General features: G+C 43.9%; 15 protein-coding genes. 10 read left to right on the top strand and 5 right to left on the bottom strand.

All coding sequences use genetic code 11. The features are described 5' to 3' along the window. The first annotated feature begins 52 nt into the window (after positions 1-52). Positions 53-1,483, top strand: a complete 1,431-nt coding sequence (locus H6571_21020; GenBank protein ID MCB9326236.1) for a hypothetical protein — start codon at positions 53-55, stop codon at positions 1,481-1,483. 7 nt (positions 1,484-1,490) lie between these two features. Here the strand turns inward: H6571_21020 and H6571_21025 are convergent, their stop codons facing one another. From H6571_21025 to H6571_21040, 4 genes are all read right to left on the bottom strand, one after another. Next, on the bottom strand, positions 1,491-1,706 hold the full coding sequence (locus H6571_21025; GenBank protein ID MCB9326237.1) for a hypothetical protein: 216 nt from the start codon (positions 1,704-1,706) through the stop codon (positions 1,491-1,493). Between the two features lie 92 nt (positions 1,707-1,798). Continuing rightward, positions 1,799-2,728, bottom strand: a complete 930-nt coding sequence (locus H6571_21030; protein ID MCB9326238.1) for a T9SS C-terminal target domain-containing protein — start codon at positions 2,726-2,728, stop codon at positions 1,799-1,801. Between the two features lie 77 nt (positions 2,729-2,805). Further along, positions 2,806-3,879: an arsenosugar biosynthesis radical SAM protein ArsS gene (arsS, locus tag H6571_21035; GenBank protein ID MCB9326239.1), complete on the bottom strand. Its 1,074-nt coding sequence runs from the start codon at positions 3,877-3,879 to the stop codon at positions 2,806-2,808. 81 nt (positions 3,880-3,960) lie between these two features. Next, on the bottom strand, positions 3,961-4,299 hold the full coding sequence (locus tag H6571_21040; GenBank protein MCB9326240.1) for a carboxymuconolactone decarboxylase family protein: 339 nt from the start codon (positions 4,297-4,299) through the stop codon (positions 3,961-3,963). Positions 4,300-4,623: 324 nt separating this feature from the next. Here H6571_21040 and H6571_21045 point away from each other — a divergent pair, with 324 nt between their 5' ends. From H6571_21045 to H6571_21085, 9 genes are all read left to right on the top strand, one after another. Further along, a complete protein-coding gene (locus H6571_21045; GenBank protein ID MCB9326241.1) occupies positions 4,624-8,064 on the top strand; it encodes a T9SS type A sorting domain-containing protein in 3,441 nt (1,146 codons plus the stop codon). Between the two features lie 81 nt (positions 8,065-8,145). Next, positions 8,146-8,697 (top strand): sigma-70 family RNA polymerase sigma factor, encoded by a 552-nt coding sequence (locus H6571_21050; GenBank protein MCB9326242.1) that lies wholly within the window; start codon positions 8,146-8,148, stop codon positions 8,695-8,697. A gap of 29 nt (positions 8,698-8,726) precedes the next feature. Beyond that, on the top strand, positions 8,727-9,062 hold the full coding sequence (locus H6571_21055; protein ID MCB9326243.1) for a hypothetical protein: 336 nt from the start codon (positions 8,727-8,729) through the stop codon (positions 9,060-9,062). 193 nt (positions 9,063-9,255) lie between these two features. Beyond that, entirely contained in the window at positions 9,256-9,552 is a 297-nt protein-coding gene (locus tag H6571_21060; protein ID MCB9326244.1) for a hypothetical protein, read from the top strand. Positions 9,553-9,605: 53 nt separating this feature from the next. Further along, on the top strand, positions 9,606-10,064 hold the full coding sequence (locus tag H6571_21065; protein MCB9326245.1) for an Hsp20/alpha crystallin family protein: 459 nt from the start codon (positions 9,606-9,608) through the stop codon (positions 10,062-10,064). A 256-nt stretch (positions 10,065-10,320) separates the two neighbouring features. Further along, entirely contained in the window at positions 10,321-11,154 is an 834-nt protein-coding gene (locus H6571_21070; protein MCB9326246.1) for a hypothetical protein, read from the top strand. Between the two features lie 176 nt (positions 11,155-11,330). Beyond that, positions 11,331-12,539 carry a hypothetical protein gene (locus tag H6571_21075; protein ID MCB9326247.1) on the top strand — a complete coding sequence of 403 codons (1,209 nt, stop codon included), beginning with the start codon at positions 11,331-11,333 and terminating at the stop codon, positions 12,537-12,539. Positions 12,540-12,672: 133 nt separating this feature from the next. After that, positions 12,673-13,050, top strand: a complete 378-nt coding sequence (locus H6571_21080) for a GxxExxY protein (protein MCB9326248.1) — start codon at positions 12,673-12,675, stop codon at positions 13,048-13,050. 88 nt (positions 13,051-13,138) lie between these two features. Next, entirely contained in the window at positions 13,139-15,226 is a 2,088-nt protein-coding gene (locus H6571_21085) for a ComEC family competence protein (protein MCB9326249.1), read from the top strand. Positions 15,227-15,316: 90 nt separating this feature from the next. On the opposite strand, the gene H6571_21090 is transcribed toward H6571_21085, so the two are convergent. Continuing rightward, entirely contained in the window at positions 15,317-17,062 is a 1,746-nt protein-coding gene (locus tag H6571_21090) for a T9SS type A sorting domain-containing protein (GenBank protein MCB9326250.1), read from the bottom strand. Between the last annotated feature and the right edge of the window lie 505 nt (positions 17,063-17,567).

A 17,567-nucleotide genomic window follows, 5' to 3' on the forward strand; every position in this document is an offset into this window, starting at 1 on the left:
GCGGTATTTTAAATTATATGTGAATGAGCATGGCAAAAAAAACAGCAAATACATGCAGCTTTTTCATGCCCTGGAATCAATGGAGACCTTTGACGAGGAACAACTAAAAAACAACATCTACAAAGGCAGGGCCATCGAAAGCAGGAAATATTCGGAACTCAAATCCTACCTCTACGACCTGGTCCTTAAATGTCTCCAATCCTACGATGAAAAAAGATCAGTTGATTATAAACTCAAAAGTATTTTAAAGAGTATCCATTCCCTCTACAGAAGATCCTTGTTTGAGGATTGTAAGGTGCTCATCGACAAGGCTATGAAACCAGCTCTTAAATACGAGCAATTTAAAGTCATCCTCGAATTGCAGGATTGGAAGAAACAAATTTATTATGCGCTGGCCGATATTGGTCACCTGGATAAAGAATTGCCCCGGATCAATGCTATTGAAAATAAAACCATCCGACAGTTGCAGAACCTGCTGGAATACAAAGAAATATTTTATCGGCTGCTCATCAACATGAGGAAAGATCCTTCCGGAAAATCCAAACCGAAAAAGGAAGTTGCCCCGGATTTTATCAACCACCCCCTGCTCAAAAAAGAAAACCAGGCTCTATCTCACCAGGCCCTCGTCACTTATCACCGGATATGGACCATTCACCATTTTTCCAAAGGTGAATTCCCTGAATTTTTCACGGGCAGTAAAAAACTGATCCGCATCATGGAGTCCAAACCCTACTTTTTAAAAGAAGACCTTTCAGAATATATTTCGGCACTAAGCAACTATGCCATCAGTAGTTCACTGGTAAAAGCCTATGATGACACCCTGGAATGTCTTGAAAAATTAAGAGCATTAAAGCCCGTTACTACTGACGATGCCACCAAAATTCACCGGCAATATTTTACCATGAAATTTCATCTGTGTATCATCTCCGGTGAATTTGAAGAAGGCGTAAAGGCATTGGAAGAACACCTGCACCAGGTCGGTAAATTTGACAGTAACCTTTTTGAGCGTGACAGCTTTCTCTTCCAATATTTTTATATCCATTTTGGGGCCGGAAACTATGATTCCGCCCTCGAATACCTCAACCGATGGTTGAGCCTGCCAAAAAGAGTAGAACGTCAGGATATGTGGATTACTTCACGAATCGTAAACCTCATCCTGCATTACGAAATGGGAAATATGCTGTTGCTGGAATCCCTCATACGATCCACCTACCGGTACCTGAGCAAGAGCGATAGCCTTTCCCCCTACGAAAGCAAAGTACTCGGATTTTTCAGAGAGTCCCTGAAATTCCAGGACAAAACACAACAAAGAAAAGCTTTTGAGGAATTGAGGTCAGTATTGCAGCAAAGCGAATACCAAAAGATGAGGCCAAGATTGTTTAACATCGAGGCCTGGTTTGAAGCAAAAATTCAAAACAAAAAATTCAGCGATATCATCAAAGAAAATTTTGAAAAAGAAAAGAGTTCGTTTAACCCGGGTTAGCCCATTTCTAACCTCTTCTGATGGCTCTGAATGATTTTCCTTTGAAAGGACCCTGACCTTCAGGGTTGGTGCCGCGAATATCTACCTCGATCCATTTTCTCACTATCGGATCAAGAGTATGCCCTGAAAATTGATTGCCGCCCTTGATCTCCTTTTGCTCTCTTTCAGAAAGAGATTTCGCTTTAAGGGAAAATTGGGCCAGGCTGAGTTTTTTATTTTTCATACCAAATAATTTATGACAATTCGTTTTTTCAAATTTACCTTAATTAACAGGTAACCCCAAACACAAAAATTATTAAAGTCAGGTCTCTGATTTTATTTGATCCACTTTTTCAAATCAAAAGAAAACAAATACCCAGCAGTGCCCCCTTCCCCTTCGGAGGAAATAATAATTCCTCCTTGCCCGTCAAAACAAATGCCTTCCGTTTGCTTTTCAACACCAATATCAATCCGCCTGGAACGGCCAGAAAAAAAATCCGCACCCTCAAAATCAGTGAGCAACCAAACGAAAGGTTTGTTGTGCCAGGAACCCCATTTTTGGTAAACATTATACCCCAACAACGCCAGCACGCCCGTTTCCTCGTCGATGTCAGCAGCCGTGATCAATCCTTTGGTATCCATTTCTGCTTTCAATACGGCTGCATAAGTCCCCGGAGTTTTAGGCAAACTGTATAACCGACATTGCTGATTCTGGTGATTTTTGGAAAACAAATAAAGACTGTCCCCCACACTGACCATGGCTTCACAATCAAAATTATGCTGGTAATTTTTATTGTTGAATGCCGTCTGGTCAGGATAATAAAAAGAAATTTTCTCCGCGGTGACCGAAGCAGAGTCAGGGCTTTCGAGGGAGGCCCGGAGTATTTTATAGATGATAAGATCTTTTCGGTTGCCTTTATTGTTTCCGAAGTCTCCGATATAAAGATATTCATCATCCTGGGTGAGTTCTTCCCAATCTTTGGCATGAGCATCGGCGACTTTAACTGTCCGAAGCACCTTCGGTTCAGTAAGACTCACCTGGTACAATTTCGATCCGTCACCGCTATCATTATGGGTCCAGATATGATCGTTAAAAAAAGAAAGCCCGGAGCTTTCATCTACCTTGGAGGGCAAAACCGTTAGGACAGGAAGGCTGTTTTCTACCGGAAACGTGGAAGGAGCGTTTTCTTCCCCACCGGATTTAGGGGTACAATACATCATCGACACGACCCCGGCAAGGAGAACTGTTTTTATTAATTTTCTCATGGAGTAAAAATAAGTTTTTCCTCCGCCACGTATGCTTTGCAGGACAATTTTTTTTTGACCTGTCACTAATTTTCATCCTAAGCGATCTCTCCTCCGCAACTTGATCCCGCTCCTGCAGTACAACCGTAGCAATGCTGATTTAGGATGATGTCCCTGTTCAAAAGAGTCTCGGCATCAAAATCGCGAATGTGCTGCGTATTTTTGGGCGCGACCTTCAATTCAAGCATCTGGTTGAAATCACAATCGTAAATATAACCATCCCAACTGACGGATACCATATTGCGGCACATCACTCCATTTACCGTAGTGGGATTGAAGGCTTCGGAAAGGGTTTCCATATAAGATTCGTAATTATCCGTTTCCAGCAGGTATTCCAAAAACCGGCTGATGGGCAGGTTGGTAATGGCAAACAGGTTATTGAAAACAATACCATAACGGCGATCTAGCTGACGCTTGAATTCAGGTTCCAGTGTCTCCTGTCCGGCCGGCAAAAAAGCACCCGTTGGATTGTACACGAGATCCAGGATGAGTCCGGTTCCTTCTTTCCCATAACCTGCTTCATTCAACATCTTTAAAGCTTTGATGGAATCCTCAAAAACACCGTCGCCACGTTGGCTGTCCGTCCTGGTTTTGCTAAAATAAGGCAGTGATGAAATGATTTGAACCTCGTGATCCCTGAAAAATTCGGGCAGGTCATGGTATTTTTTATTGGAAAGAATTACGGTGAGATTACACCGGTTCATTACTTTTTTTCCGAGTTTGCGGCACTCCTGGACGAACCATTTAAACTCAGGGTGCAATTCCGGTGCGCCGCCGGTAATATCCACCGTGGTAATGCCGGGAGTTGTTTTGATGATATGGAGACAAACCTCAAGGTTCTCCCTGGACATATTTTCCCGGGTTTTATCGGGGCCGGCATCTACATGGCAATGGCGGCAAACCTGGTTGCATAACTTTCCAATATTGAGCTGAAAAACCTCAATTCCAACCGGTTTAAGGGGAAACGCACCCAATTCCTTCAACCTGGAGGTAAACGACGGAATATTCACCTCCGCTTGCTCCTGGCCGTTCAGGACTTTAAGCTGAAAAAAAGTATTTGCCAGATCGCTGTTCCTGTAACTGAGCGATTTTATCCTTTGCTTTTCTACCATAATATTAAATTGCCAATTCGGGTATCAAAAGTATACCGGATTTATATTTGGGTTAAAAATTGATCTTATCAAGGGTCAATATTACATCATCGTTTTCTTCACCTGGTTCATCATCTGCACGCTAAAAACCAGGGAAGCCCCACTGCGAATGGCAGCCGAAACATGGACAGCTTCCATCATCTGTTCTTCATCCGCCCCCTGCTTCAAACAATCGGAAGTATAGGCATCAATACAATAAGGACATTGAACCGTATGGGCAACGGCCAGGGCAATCAGTGCTTTTTCTCTTACCGTAAGGGCTCCTTCCTTAAAGACTTCCCCATAATAATCGAAAAATTTCTTGCCCATTTTTTCCTGGAATTCGGTGATGTTCCCAAATTTTTTTAGATCTGCCGGATCGAAATAACTATTTTGTGACATAAATATTCGTTTGGTTCTCAAAACAACAAAAGTAAGACTTTAAATGTTTTTCAAAGTCTGTTTAACGACATGTGTTCATAAATTTTTACTTTACCAAAAATCCTTTGATATATCCAATCCTGGTAGATAGAGAAATGGAAGAATAAGGGGATTCGTGAACAGCCTGGCAGGTCCTCAAAACGGCAACAGCCAACAAATCCTCTTGTCAGACAGCTTACAAATAGGAACCTCAGACACCCCAGGTGAAGTAATATTAAAGAAGAAACGTATTTTTGGACGTTACAAACCATCCTTTTTTGCAACTTTAAACAAATGCTGGTCATTATGCGGAATTTTACCCTCTACTTATCCTTATTCCTTTTTCCCGTTTTTTTATCCGCACAGGATACATTAACCGTTCAAACTTTCACCTGGGATTCTGACACCCGTTCAGGTAATTTTATTTTCCCTGACGCCAGCGAAGGGCCCTTTGAAAAAGTGCTCATGCGCTACAATATGCGCTGCCACGATGCACAGGTAGGCAGCGGCAGCGTGGGTTGCCGGGAATGGGATTACAGTTGCAATACTTTTGTCACCGTGCCTGAAATGACAGATTCTATCCTGCAATCTCACCCGTCCCATATCATTTCCGATTTTGACGGGGATCTTTTTGAATATTCAAATACTCCGGTTTACACCTACATCCAGTTTGATCAGTTTGAAACCACCTACACCAATACAATAACTGAAAACACAGCACAAGTGGGTTCAGGAGAAGGCTTGGCCAACCTGACCAACAATGCTCCTGTAGCCAAAACGCAATGGCTCTTCACTGTCGATGAGCTTACCAGCGCAGGATTAACCGCAGGCAATATTTCAGGCTTGCGACTCGAGATAAACAACGCCAATCAGCCATTAAATTTCCTTAGAATAAAATTAAAACATACAGTACAAACGGCCTTATCGGCTGAATCTCCCGAGCTAGACGGCTTTACAGAAGTGTATTTCCAGAATACCGATCTTACCAATGGCAGCTGGCACCCATTCCATTTTCACAGTCCTTTTGAATGGGACGGCAGCAGTAACCTCCTGGTAGAGATGAGCTATTTCCATTCAGAAGCCCTCGGCAATATATCGGCCACGGCCACCGGTACTACCAATACCTCCGTATTGACGGGTGCGGGCCCTTATTATTCCCTTGAGTTTAATGGAGCAGGCAATATCGACATCAATACCGCTGCATTGTCAGCCATTTCCAATGAAATTACCGTCTCCCTCTGGGCCAGGGGAAATCCCGATGTGATGCCTGCCAATTCCGCAATTTTTGAAGGCACGGACGCCGATAACAACCGACAGGTAAATGTTCACCTGCCCTGGAGCAACGGCCGAGTATATTGGGATTGCGGCAATGACGGCAGTGGCTACGACCGAATCGACCAGGCAGCTAACGACAGCGATTTCGAAGGCAAATGGAATCATTGGGCTTTTACCAAAAATGCGGTAACCGGCGATATGAAAATCTACCTCAACGGCAGCCTCTGGCATTCCGGAACAGGTAAAACAAAACCCATTGACATCCAAAATTTCACCCTGGGGTCTTCGGTGAATGGTTCACTCAGGTATTTTGGAAAGATAAGTGAATTCCGCGTTTTCAATAAAGCTTTGGATGAAAATACCATTGCCGAATGGATGCATAAACCCCTCAACAACAGTCACCCTGATTTTGCCAACCTGATTTCCTATTATCCGCTGAATGAAGGAAATGGCATATATATCGACAATCCTTTTTTACCGGCCATTCCCGGACAGATCAATGGAGCCCCAGGATGGAGAGAGGTGCGTGGAAAAGATATTTTTAAATACTTCTCAGAAAGCAATATGCGCCCCAATGTCGTTTTCGTGCAGGGAACTTACCAGCAATCCACGGAAACCGTAGCTGTGCTCGACTCCATACTCAACATACAAAATGAAGTCGTCGAGTATGCTATTGATCAATATAATAACCTCGTTGTGGCCAATACCGGCTATTACTGGGCAGGCAGCGTAACTGTTGTGTATGACGAACAGGGTAACCTGATCGACATCCTGGATGTTCCCGTGGACGGAGAAATCGAAATCACCACCCTGGAATACCATACCAAAAGAGCCGCAAAAATGGAATTATTGTCGATGGTGACGCCTTACGGCAATGGGCTGGATCTCGGTTTTGAAGGAAAGACTTTCACCTTTGACGTGACCGACTTTTTACCTGTCTTGCACGGGGAGCGATTTATCTCCGTCGAGATGGGAGGCCAATGGCAGGAAGATCTGGACATCCGGTTTTTATTCATAAAAGGCACCCCTCCCCGGGAAGTACTGGGCATTCAAAACATCTGGGCCTTTGAAAGTGGTTGGTATCAGTCCATTCTCGACAACGCCAAATTCGAGCCCAGAACCATGCATTTCGATGCCGACGGGGCGGCCTTCAAATTGCGTTCTTCTGTTACAGGCCACGGGCAAAATGGGGAATTCGTGCCAAGAAACCACTACCTGAATGTCAACGGCGGGAACCAGGAGTTCATCTACCAGGTCTGGAAAGAATGTGGTTACAACCCCATTTATCCCCAGGGAGGCACCTGGATCTTCGACCGGGCGGGATGGTGCCCCGGTATGGCGACCGATGTGCACGAATTCGACATCACGGATCTCGTTACCCCGGGAGGGTCCGCCGAAATAGACTACGGAGTCAACGGAGCCTTATTGAGCGAAGCCAATTACCTGGTTTCCAACCAGATGGTCACTTATGGAGCCCCTAATTTCACCACTGATGCTTCCATTGAAGCCATCAAACGCCCCAGCCAGCGGGTGGAATATGAACGGCTAAACCCTGCCTGCAATCTGCCACAGATCATCATCAAAAATACGGGTTCCCAAACCCTCACAAGCCTCCATATCAACTATGGAGTGCAGGGCGGCATGAGTGGTTCCTTTGAATGGTCGGGAAGCCTGGACTTCCTCGAAACAGCGGAAGTCACCCTTCCTGTGGATGATATCCACTTTTGGTCCACCGATCAATCGGACAAAATTTTCGAGGTGACCATCAGCCAGCCCAATGGCGGACAAGACCAGTATGCCAACAACAATTATATGACTTCCTCTTTCGCCGAAGCAGCTATACTGGACGATCCTGACCTGATCCTGCAGACCAGGACCAATAACCGGGGATCGGAAAACAGGTACACCATAAAAGATTATAACGGTGAGGTGGTTTTGGAACGAAACAACATGTCCAATGGCACCACTTATAGCGATGAGATCAGTCTGCCCGCCGGATGTTATTCACTGGATTTTGAAGATGACGGTGATGACGGTCTGGAATTTTGGTATTGGGCTGTCGTGGGGGAGAATGTCGGTGTAGGGGCGCTATCCTTCAGGAGGGTGATCACGCCCACGGCTTCCATTGCCGTAAAGACCTTTGATCCCGATTTCGGTGGTGGACTGAAATTCGACTTTGTCATCCCTCAATCCGAAGCGGCCGACGAAATAGAAATGCCCCGTCGATTCAGCGTGTATCCCAATCCCGCCAGTGACGAGGTGTCCATCGAACTACAAGGTTTTCCAAACCAGACCTTCCACGTTCAGCTTTCGGACCTTACCGGTATGGTGATCAAAGAAAGCATCATCGACCATCGTTTTGATACCCAGGTGCATCCATTCCGGTTGCCCGATGTAGCCGGTGGCATGTACTATCTCAAAATATGGAATGGCAAAGAAGTAAGGGTGAGGGAGATCGTAATTTTGGATTAAAAAAATAATTCAGGAATTTTAAAGTAATTTCCCCCTTCCTTCGTCTTCTCCTCAAAGTAGACGATAATGTCAACAGTAATAATGGCAGAACAAAGAAGGCAAAATGTCGTGGGCGTAGTGGAACAATACGGGAGGCGTTTGTTTAATTTTATCCGGGGACGGGTGAAAAGCGACGCTGATGCCGAAGATATTTTGCAGGAAGTCTGGTACCAGTTCAGCAGGGTGGTCAATACGGAGCCCATTGAGCAACTGAGCGGCTGGTTATTTCGCGTTGCCCGCAATAAAGTGACCGATAACTACCGCAAGCAAAAGCCGCTTTCGCTGGGCAGTTTGGTTTATGAGGATGAAGAGGGTGAGATAAATTTTAACGATATCCTATTCGCCGATGAAACCACTCCCGAAATGGAAGACCTGAAAAAGGTATTTTGGGAGGAATTATTCGAGGCACTTGAGGATTTGCCGGAAAACCAGCGCCAGGTTTTTATCTGGAACGAACTGGAAGACCAGACATTTCAGGAAATTGCCGACCGTACCGGCGAGAACATCAAAACATTGATATCGAGAAAAGGTTATGCGGTGAAACATTTGAGAACAAGGTTACAGGATTTATATGACGAATTTTTAAATTATTAAACATGTACCGAGATCAAAAATACAGAGAGATGCGCGGAAAAGGGAAGTTTTTCTTTTTCCCAATGGTCATTATGGCTATGCTGGGACTGGGGCTGGTAGTGATGCTTTTATGGAATGCTATACTGCCTTCTGTTACCGGTGCCGGGAAACTCTCCTATTGGCAGGCCATAGGGTTGTTTTTATTGTCCCGTATCCTTTTTGGCGGTTTCTGGCCTGGCCGAAAAGGACACCATGACCCGAAGAAGGGCCATATGTGGCGTAAAAAGTGGATGGGAATGAGCGAGGAAGAACGATTAAAGTTCCGCCAGGAATGGAAGCACCGGTGTGGGCCGAAAGGAAAAGAGGAACAGGAAAATGATGCGTAATGGAGTTGAAAAAAAGCCAAAAGCAGGGCTAAGTGCCCCAAAACCGGGAAACAGTAAATTTTTAAAAAAAAACTTCAATAATTTAAAGTAATTCTTTTCAACATTCGTCTTCCTTATTGTAAGACATTCTTACTAAACCAATGATCAGGCAGTTAAAGCCTGTGTTGGTGAAATCACCTTAAAAATTTCAACAATGAGACCCGTTAGATTCTTTTTCGGCCTATTACTGGGCCTGGCCGCGCTATTCCTTGTTACCAAGTTATTGTTCATGGTTTTTATCGGCCTGGCAGGATTAGCCTTAGTGGCTTTTGTAGGCAAAGGCCTGGCCCGACTGGCCATGACCGCAGGGATAAATCACGGCCGTGGATATGGTTATCCCGGCCATCAAATGGAAGGTAATTCAAGATATTTTGATGCATTACCCATTGATCCTTATGCAAATATACGCAGTGAACTTTATGTATCACACAGGAGCATCGAGGTCCTTTAAAAAAGGGATTGACCTTAACCTTCCGATTTTTTTCATTAAAAAAACAACAAACAATGTATTACAGAAATCATTCGCATGCCCATAGAGGGCCCTGGGGCCAACAAGGTTCCTGTCACAAATCATCTCACGCTTGTGGCGCCAACCATTTTCAAAAACATTTTGCACACGGATACGGAAAAAGCCTTTTCAGCTTGCCCGTCAATATTGAAGAGCTGGATGCCAGTTACGAGTTATACCTTTTTGCCCCCGGACTCTCCAAAGCTGATTTCAAAATCAGTCAATCCGACGACTTGCTGACCATTTCCTATCAAAAACCGGAACTGGTACCCGATGAATCAGAAAAATGGTTGCACAAAGAATACAAACGTCGTTCTTTCGAGCGTAGTTTTTTGCTCAACGATAAGGTTGATGTTGAAAATATCAGCGCCAAATACGAACAAGGTGTTTTACAGGTCACCCTGCCCAAACTTCCAGGCATGGAATCCACAACCAAGGATATTTTCGTAGATTAATTCACCCTGGTTTTTATTGAAAATTTGATAAAAACCCAGCCCATCCCGGATTTTGTCTCTATGGACGAATTCCGGGATTTTTATTTGTAAAAGAAATCGTCGTTTAAAGCTGTACGCTTACTTTCTTTAAACCGGAACGGGATCAAGGGCAATCTAATCAGAATCCCCTTTAAAAATTCGGGATGGCTAATGTTATTTTGTAATATTGCTGGTAGAATACTTCATTAATCCTGTTTCCTCTTAGACTACCTGAACAATGAGAAAATCATTTTTGCCTTTATTCCTTTTTTTTGTGTTCGCAGCAAATGCTCAACCATCAGAAACCGTTGACTTACGCTGGAAAATCACCGATACCCTAACCTACAAAACGGTGATGAAAGATAAAAAGGTTGAACAGGAAAAAGCCTCGGAAGAAGTGGATACTCTTGCTGAGAAAGCCAATGCCTTTTTTAAGGCATTACAGGCTCAGAATGTCAACCTAAACTACAAAACCAGACTTTTTCCTGACAAAAACAACAACATAGATATTGAGATGCTTCTTTGTACAGCCGAGGCGGATACGACCTTAAATATTTTTTCAGCAACGGCGGCAATGAATGGCAATGTTGTTTTGAGAGGAAAAATAAGCCGGGAAGGGGAATTATTGAGTTTTTATTATAAAAGTGCTCAAAACAACCTGATCTCAGTATTATTCGTGCTTCCGGCAAAGCCCGTAAAAGTGGGCGACACCTGGCCCCTTCAAGTCGATATGATTAACATGGATTCAGGTTTTATCGCGGACTCCCTTTCAAAGAAAAATGAAGTTCTGTTTGAGAAAATAGTAGAAAGAAACGGAGATAAGCTTGCTGTATTAAAGTATGATATCGAAGAATACGTGTCCGGGGATTTTGGCAATGGAATTATGAACATGTTCAATGGAAAAAACAATAACCAAATCTATATGAAAATTTCACATCAGGCAACTGGATTATTTTCTATTGAAAAAGGTATGTGGATGGAATATGATGGAAAAATGGAGATAGATACCAATTTTTCGATGTTGGGAATGGGTGGAAAAACCCAGACTGAATTCAAGCTGGTACCTGAATAAACAACTGGATTAAAAATATTTACCTGGGGTGGGTAACAGCACTGTGATTTTCGCGCATAGGAATGCCTAAAAAATAAATCCAGACTTTTTGGGGCGGACTCCACTTTTAGGGCTGAGGGGAGAGGAGATGCAAAAGTCTGAATTTATTTTACCAAATTACAAAGCGATAAAAACAAATGAAATTTTCAACAATCATCAAATACTTTCCTGCTTTCCTTATTTTAATCCTCCCGGGCAGCCATACAAACGCCCAGGATCGGTTCAGCCGTGTACAACTGGAAATCGGAACGGGAGTGATCACTTCCGGCAATGAGTGGCTTGCCCCGGCCATACCCTTTAATATAGAATTAAAAACCAAAAAAGGGGTGGTTGACTTTGCCCTGAAATACCAGCGTTCTATCGGAGGTTTTGGGGTTGACCATCCCAATACCTCCCTTTTCCCCGAGCATAAGACACTCTATTCCACGCTTGCCCCGATCGACCCCGACAACCTCAATCGCCTGGCCCATTTTGAATCCCTGCAAGCTATTGGCGAAATTCATCTGAATTTCGAATATTTCAAACCTATAATCGGTTTTGGGTTTAGCCTGAACAGGTTCAGAAGTTACAAGCAAAAAGTCTTCCGTACCAACCTGCCGACGGATGTTTTCCTCATTGAGCCGCCTGTATTTTACGGTTGGATGATCCGTATGGGGCACAAAATCGATCGGATGCGATTTTATGTTGAATACCATCACAATTCAATATTCGGATTAAAGCCGATGCTGCAATTGGGCACGGCCGTAAATTTCGGCCTGACTGAAAAATCGGAAAAAGAGGTGCGTTTTTACAACCCCGAATACAGTGAAAGCCGCTTTGAAAACCTGATCTTCCGGATAGAATTTAACGGGGGAATTATGGCTTCTCTCGACCATGATAAATTTTCGGGGGCACAGCTACTCGGTGCGGACCTGCACCTGAGGTTGGACGGGCATCACTTTGTCGGTTTTGGAGCAGGCTTTATCACCCGTTTTGCCGGGTATGACCGCGGCACCCAGGCCTATATTAACGGTAAGGATTTGTTGCTCACCAACGCCACTGATCAAACCCGGTTTATTTCCGTGTATTATATGTACAACTACCAGATTACCATTACCAAAGCCTTTTATTTCGGGGGTGGCCCCGGGTTGTATACCGTACCCGGCGAGTTGCGTCCCCTACCGGAAACTATCGACCGGCTCATCCTTCCTTACGAATTTGAAACCAGCCGAAAACTGGGGCTAAATATCTTTGCCGGCCTGCGTTCCGGCCTGCTCTCCAATACCCTGCGACTGCATTTCCCTGCAGGAGATATCCCTGTTTTGATCGAATACAAACTCGGCCTAGGGCTAAATTTTCATAAATAGTTGCTGTTTTTTTGTCACGTTTTGCACGCTCGCGGCTTTTATATATAGGAAAGGGATTTAACCGCAAGGGGCGCAAAGGAAGCGCAAAGGGCGCAAAGACGAATTTTTCATCTCCAAAAAAGAAAACAAAATCATGACAGAAAATGAAATAGCTAAAATTGTATTTGATTGTGCCTTAAAGGTACACAAATCCGTAGGTCCCGGATTGTTGGAAAGTGCCTACGAAGAATGCCTTTTTTATGAATTAAATCAAAGGGGTGTAAAAGTGGTAAAACAAAAACCATTGCCATTGATCTACAAAGACGTAAATTTTGAAATAGGATATAGAGCAGATTTAATCGTAGAAGATAAAGTAATTCTGGAAATTAAATCGGTCGAGGCACTTAATGAAGTTCACTTTGCTCAGATTTTAACCTATTTAAAATTGGCAGACTGCAAATTAGGGATGCTCATCAATTTTAACGTCAACCTGATAAAAACCGGAATAAAACGCATAGTAAATAATTTATAAACTCCTTGCGTTCCTTGCGCCTTCCTTGCGCACCTTGCGGTTAAGTAATCCCTAACACTCCCTTATTTAAAAACCAAATATTATAAAAATGTTCAACTGGAGGCCCATTCCTTTCGTACGATTGTTACTCCCCCTGATGCTTGGTATCGTCGTGCAGGAAACCCTGCAATGGAAAACCGGCATTTGGGGCATCGCAGGAACATTGGTGGTACTCCTCCTCCTTTCATCCCAATACGCTTTCAGGCGAACAGCAAGAAAACACAGATGGATTTTTGGGGCGCTTTCCAATCTCGTCCTGATTTCCGTGGGCATGCTGCTCCATTTTTTCTACCAGGAAAACAACAGTCCGGAGCACTTTAGTCCTTTTGCCAGGCAGGAATGTTCCTTCCGTGCCACGGTGATGGAATTAAATCCTAAAGGAGATAATTACCAGCTGGTGTTAAAGGTAAACTACATGGGGCAAGACACGCTGTTTTCCTCCAACGGACGCTTACTGGCTTATTTACCGCAAGATTCAAATAGCTTACAACTGGACATCGGCGACCAGATTCATGCCCGTTCCAACCTTTCAAAAGCTTCCGGGCCATTGAATCCCAAAGGATTCGATTTCGCAAAATATCTCCATACCCAAAACATCCATTACCGCACTTTCATCCGGGGCGACCACTGGCAAAAAATTCCCGGAGTGTCTACTTTTTCTGTGCTCAAAATGGCCCACGAGCTCCAAAAACAATGTCTTTTCATTTTGGAGCAACATTTGCCCACCAGTAAGGAACGGGCCGTAGCCTCGGCGCTGATCCTTGGATATAAACCCGGCCTCGACGAGGAAGTGAAATCCGCCTATGCCGATACCGGTGCCATGCATGTACTGGCCGTTTCCGGTTTGCACACCGGTTTTATTTTCGTTTTGGTCCAATGGCTGTTGCAAAAAATACCATTTCGAAACAAGACCTGGAAAATCATAAAAACCGTTCTCCTCGTATGGTGCTTGTGGGGATTCGCACTCATAACAGGAGCCTCACCTTCCGTCCTTCGATCGGCCACCATGTTCAGCTTTATAGCGGTCGGACAAGCGATAACCCGGGAATCCAGTATTTACAATACCCTGGCCGCTTCGGCCTTTTGCCTGTTGCTTACCAATCCTTTTTTGTTATTCTCCCCCGGTTTTCAGTTGTCCTACCTTGCGGTAGCCGGAATTGTCTATTTTCAACCCCTGATCTACAAACTGGTTTATCTGAAAAATAAGTTGTCGGATTACCTGTGGAAACTCTTTGGCGTCTCCTGTGCGGCCCAGTTGAGTACCTTCCCGCTGAGCTTGTATTATTTCCACAAGGTTCCCCTTTATTTTTGGCTATCCGGAATGATCGTAGTGCCGGCGGCGGCTTTAATTCTGCCTTTGGGACTGATGTTATTTGCTTTTGATAAGGTTCCTTTTTTAGGCTGGCTGATTGGAAAATTGCTCTATTTTTCAGTCAGGACTATGAATTTCCTGATCTTCCACCTGCAGGAACTCCCCGGCACCTTGTGGTCTGATGTATGGATCGGAACTTTTGCTTTTTTGCTTATAGCCCTGGCCATTTCAGGGGTCATTTTTATCATCGAAACAAAGCAGGTGCGATGGGTTTTCGCGACTTTGATATGCCTGCTGATGCTTTCCGGTTGGAATATTACGCGTGAATGGGAAACAACGCATCAAAAAGAAGTGGTCATTTATCATCAAAAAGGACAAACCCTGATCGATCTTTTTGACGGAACAAATAGTTACACCTTTTCGACGGCTCTACCGGAAGACAAAGGCATTTCATTTTCTGCAGGGTATTACCGACAGTATAAAAAAGCAAAACTGCAAGGTTTTTTTCCTTTGGATACGGCTCTTATCAAAGGAGACCATTTCCGCTATCAAAACGGAATCTTTCAGTTTTACGATTTAAGCTTTTTTATCCTCCGTAACCACTCAATTTTGCCCGACCAAAAAGTCGCTTTAGACTTTCTGCTAATTACCCAAAACTCAAAAATTGATATTACGGCCTTAAAGCAGTCGTTTGACTTCAACACCCTGGTACTCGATGGATCCAATTCCAACCAAACCATCCGAAAATGGATGGAAATTTGTACCCGGGAAAACATTAATTGCCATAACATCAATGAAGCCGGAGCTTTTATTCGGAGTCAATAAGTTTAAAAAACATGGAACCTCCCGATTTTTATCTAATCGGGTAAAATTCGGGAGGTCTCATATTTGAGGCGATGATCGTTTTGAAAAAAATTACTTTACCTTGATCAATTGTTTTGAAACGAAATAGCCATTTTCCAGGTCAATGACCTTAACCACGTACGTTCCGGCAGGCAATGCCATAACCTCAATTGGTTTTTGAATGCTTACTGTATTAAAATCTGTAAAATCATAAACCTGCGTACCCTGGGCGTTGATGACTTCCACCTTGATATCAGAAGACTCCGAAAACTGAAGTTGCAAAGTCGCTCCCTGGTTCGTAATGACAGGATTAGGAAATAACCTGAATGCAGTAAGATTCGGAATATTTGTCGTAGAAACCACCCCGGCCAATACTGTGGCACAAGTGGTTGAGCTACATCCATTGGCATCTGTTACCGAAAGGCAATACGTTCCATCCTCCAGGGATTCGAGGTCCTCCGAGGATGCACCATTATCCCAGGCATAAGTATAACCGGGTGTTCCTCCTGAAATGGTGACGTCCACAGCTCCATCGGCCAGCCCCTCAATGGTTTCATCAGAAACCACAACGGAAACGTCGATGGCCGGAGGTTCAGAAACGATAAAAGTATCTGATTCTAATAAAACACCGGCGGCGTCAATAACAATACAGGAATAGGTCCCTGCTGTCAGGCCCGTAATTTCGGAGGACATGGCATCGTTGGACCAGATATAAATATAAGGAGCCACTCCCCCTGTAACAGAAAGCGCTATAGAGCCATTACTTTCCCCATTACACGATACATTTGTAATGGCCATACTCACGCTTAAAGGAGCCGGAGCCAGCTTTCGGAGAATGGTTCCTCCTGTTGCCCCGGAACCAGAAACAAACAGGTGTCCGCTTTCGGTCATAATGATCTTATAATAAGAAGGATTGAAATCCGTTTCCGTTTCCTGGGTCCAGTTCACTCCTCCATTGATGCTTTTATAAACCGTTCCGGGAGTCCCCGTGGCATACATGACATTTTCATCGACCACCAGGGCACCACGCATAAGACCATTCTGATTAGGGACTACATAACCGGTCCAGTTTTCGCCCCCATCGGTAGTCACAAAAATATTTCCCTCCTCACTGGTAACCAACCCATGGCTGACATCTGAAAAATCTACCCCGATATTGACATTTCCGGAATTATTACCGGTAAAATTAGTCGTCCAGGTATACCCGCCATCCGTTGATTTGTATATTTTCTGCTGATTTCCGACGGCAAATAAGACTTGTTCGTCGGCATAGGTGATTGAATAGGCAGGCCCGGTAAGATCAGTAGTGGCCGGTGCCCAGGTACTTCCACCATCTTCCGTGACATAAACGCCTTCCCAGCCTGTTAAAAGAACGCCCCTGTTTTCATCATAAAATACAATCGCACGGATTTCACCCTGATCGACATTTGGGTCAAGATCCGAAGAAGTCCAATTTGCTCCTCCGTCTATGGTCGTCATAATATTCCCGGCCTGGGTGCCGGCAAACCCTTTTTGTAAGTCGAGAAAATTAATGGAGGACACCCCGGTTCCATTTACATTACTTTGGTAAATAACATTCCAGGTGGCGCCTTTGTCTTCCGTTTTCATAATGGTTCCGTGACCATTATAAGTCAAATGGGCACCACCGGTAAAACCGACCTCGTCCTGACCTTTGGGAAAGGAAATATCATATAAAATGAGATTGGAATTTATAGGTGTCGTAATGCTCTCCCAATCCTGGGCAGAGGCATTAACCCCCCAAAAAAGAAAAAGGCAAAGAGCAATGCCTCCGCGTTTTGTAAAAATAATGTTGTTCATATTATAAATAGTTTTGTTGTTCAATATTACCCCTACACCAAGTGCCCTCAAAAGCTAAAAAAGGATCCTCCCGTAGATCAGGCATTGGCCCCAAAGACCAATTTCATGCAAAAAAAAAAGCACACAATTAGCAGGTAATGCTAAGTGGTGTGCTTTATTAATTAAAACCGGGAAAATCAAAAAATAGAATTTCTCTCGTTTTAAGATGGTAAAGTTAAAAATAATTTTCAAATCCTTCTATTTATAAAAACACCGAATTAAATCAAGTCTTATACGGCTGGTTACCAATAATCTATCTATTGTTATTATATGGCTCCCCCTTGATTTGCGGCTTAAAAACCCTTATATTGCCTGATACTAAATCATGGTTTTTTGACCACCCACCCTATAAGCCCTAACCTGGATAAATTCCTGAAGCCCATTCATGAATCTCAACATTAAAACTAGCCAAAAGCAGTCAAAACATCAGACCACTCTTTAGACAACTTAGAATACACTCACGCTT

The organism is Lewinellaceae bacterium, from assembly GCA_020636105.1.
Taxonomy (GTDB): Bacteria; Bacteroidota; Bacteroidia; order Chitinophagales; family Saprospiraceae; genus BCD1.

Bases quoted from the DNA above. Each gene is read 5' to 3' on its own strand.
- H6571_21065 (MCB9326245.1), top strand. From the start codon at position 9,606: ATGTATTACAGAAATCATTCGCATGCCCATAGAGGGCCCTGGGGCCAA.
- H6571_21050 (MCB9326242.1), top strand. From the start codon at position 8,146: ATGGCAGAACAAAGAAGGCAAAATGTCGTGGGCGTAGTGGAACAATAC.
- H6571_21075 (MCB9326247.1), top strand. From the start codon at position 11,331: ATGAAATTTTCAACAATCATCAAATACTTTCCTGCTTTCCTTATTTTA.
- H6571_21085 (MCB9326249.1), top strand. From the start codon at position 13,139: ATGTTCAACTGGAGGCCCATTCCTTTCGTACGATTGTTACTCCCCCTG.
- H6571_21070 (MCB9326246.1), top strand. From the start codon at position 10,321: ATGAGAAAATCATTTTTGCCTTTATTCCTTTTTTTTGTGTTCGCAGCA.
- H6571_21020 (MCB9326236.1), top strand. From the start codon at position 53: ATGCAGCTTTTTCATGCCCTGGAATCAATGGAGACCTTTGACGAGGAA.
- arsS (MCB9326239.1), bottom strand. From the start codon at position 3,879: ATGGTAGAAAAGCAAAGGATAAAATCGCTCAGTTACAGGAACAGCGAT.
- H6571_21090 (MCB9326250.1), bottom strand. From the start codon at position 17,062: ATGAACAACATTATTTTTACAAAACGCGGAGGCATTGCTCTTTGCCTT.
- H6571_21080 (MCB9326248.1), top strand. From the start codon at position 12,673: ATGACAGAAAATGAAATAGCTAAAATTGTATTTGATTGTGCCTTAAAG.
- H6571_21055 (MCB9326243.1), top strand. From the start codon at position 8,727: ATGCGCGGAAAAGGGAAGTTTTTCTTTTTCCCAATGGTCATTATGGCT.
- H6571_21060 (MCB9326244.1), top strand. From the start codon at position 9,256: ATGAGACCCGTTAGATTCTTTTTCGGCCTATTACTGGGCCTGGCCGCG.
- H6571_21030 (MCB9326238.1), bottom strand. From the start codon at position 2,728: ATGAGAAAATTAATAAAAACAGTTCTCCTTGCCGGGGTCGTGTCGATG.
- H6571_21025 (MCB9326237.1), bottom strand. From the start codon at position 1,706: ATGAAAAATAAAAAACTCAGCCTGGCCCAATTTTCCCTTAAAGCGAAA.
- H6571_21045 (MCB9326241.1), top strand. From the start codon at position 4,624: ATGCGGAATTTTACCCTCTACTTATCCTTATTCCTTTTTCCCGTTTTT.
- H6571_21040 (MCB9326240.1), bottom strand. From the start codon at position 4,299: ATGTCACAAAATAGTTATTTCGATCCGGCAGATCTAAAAAAATTTGGG.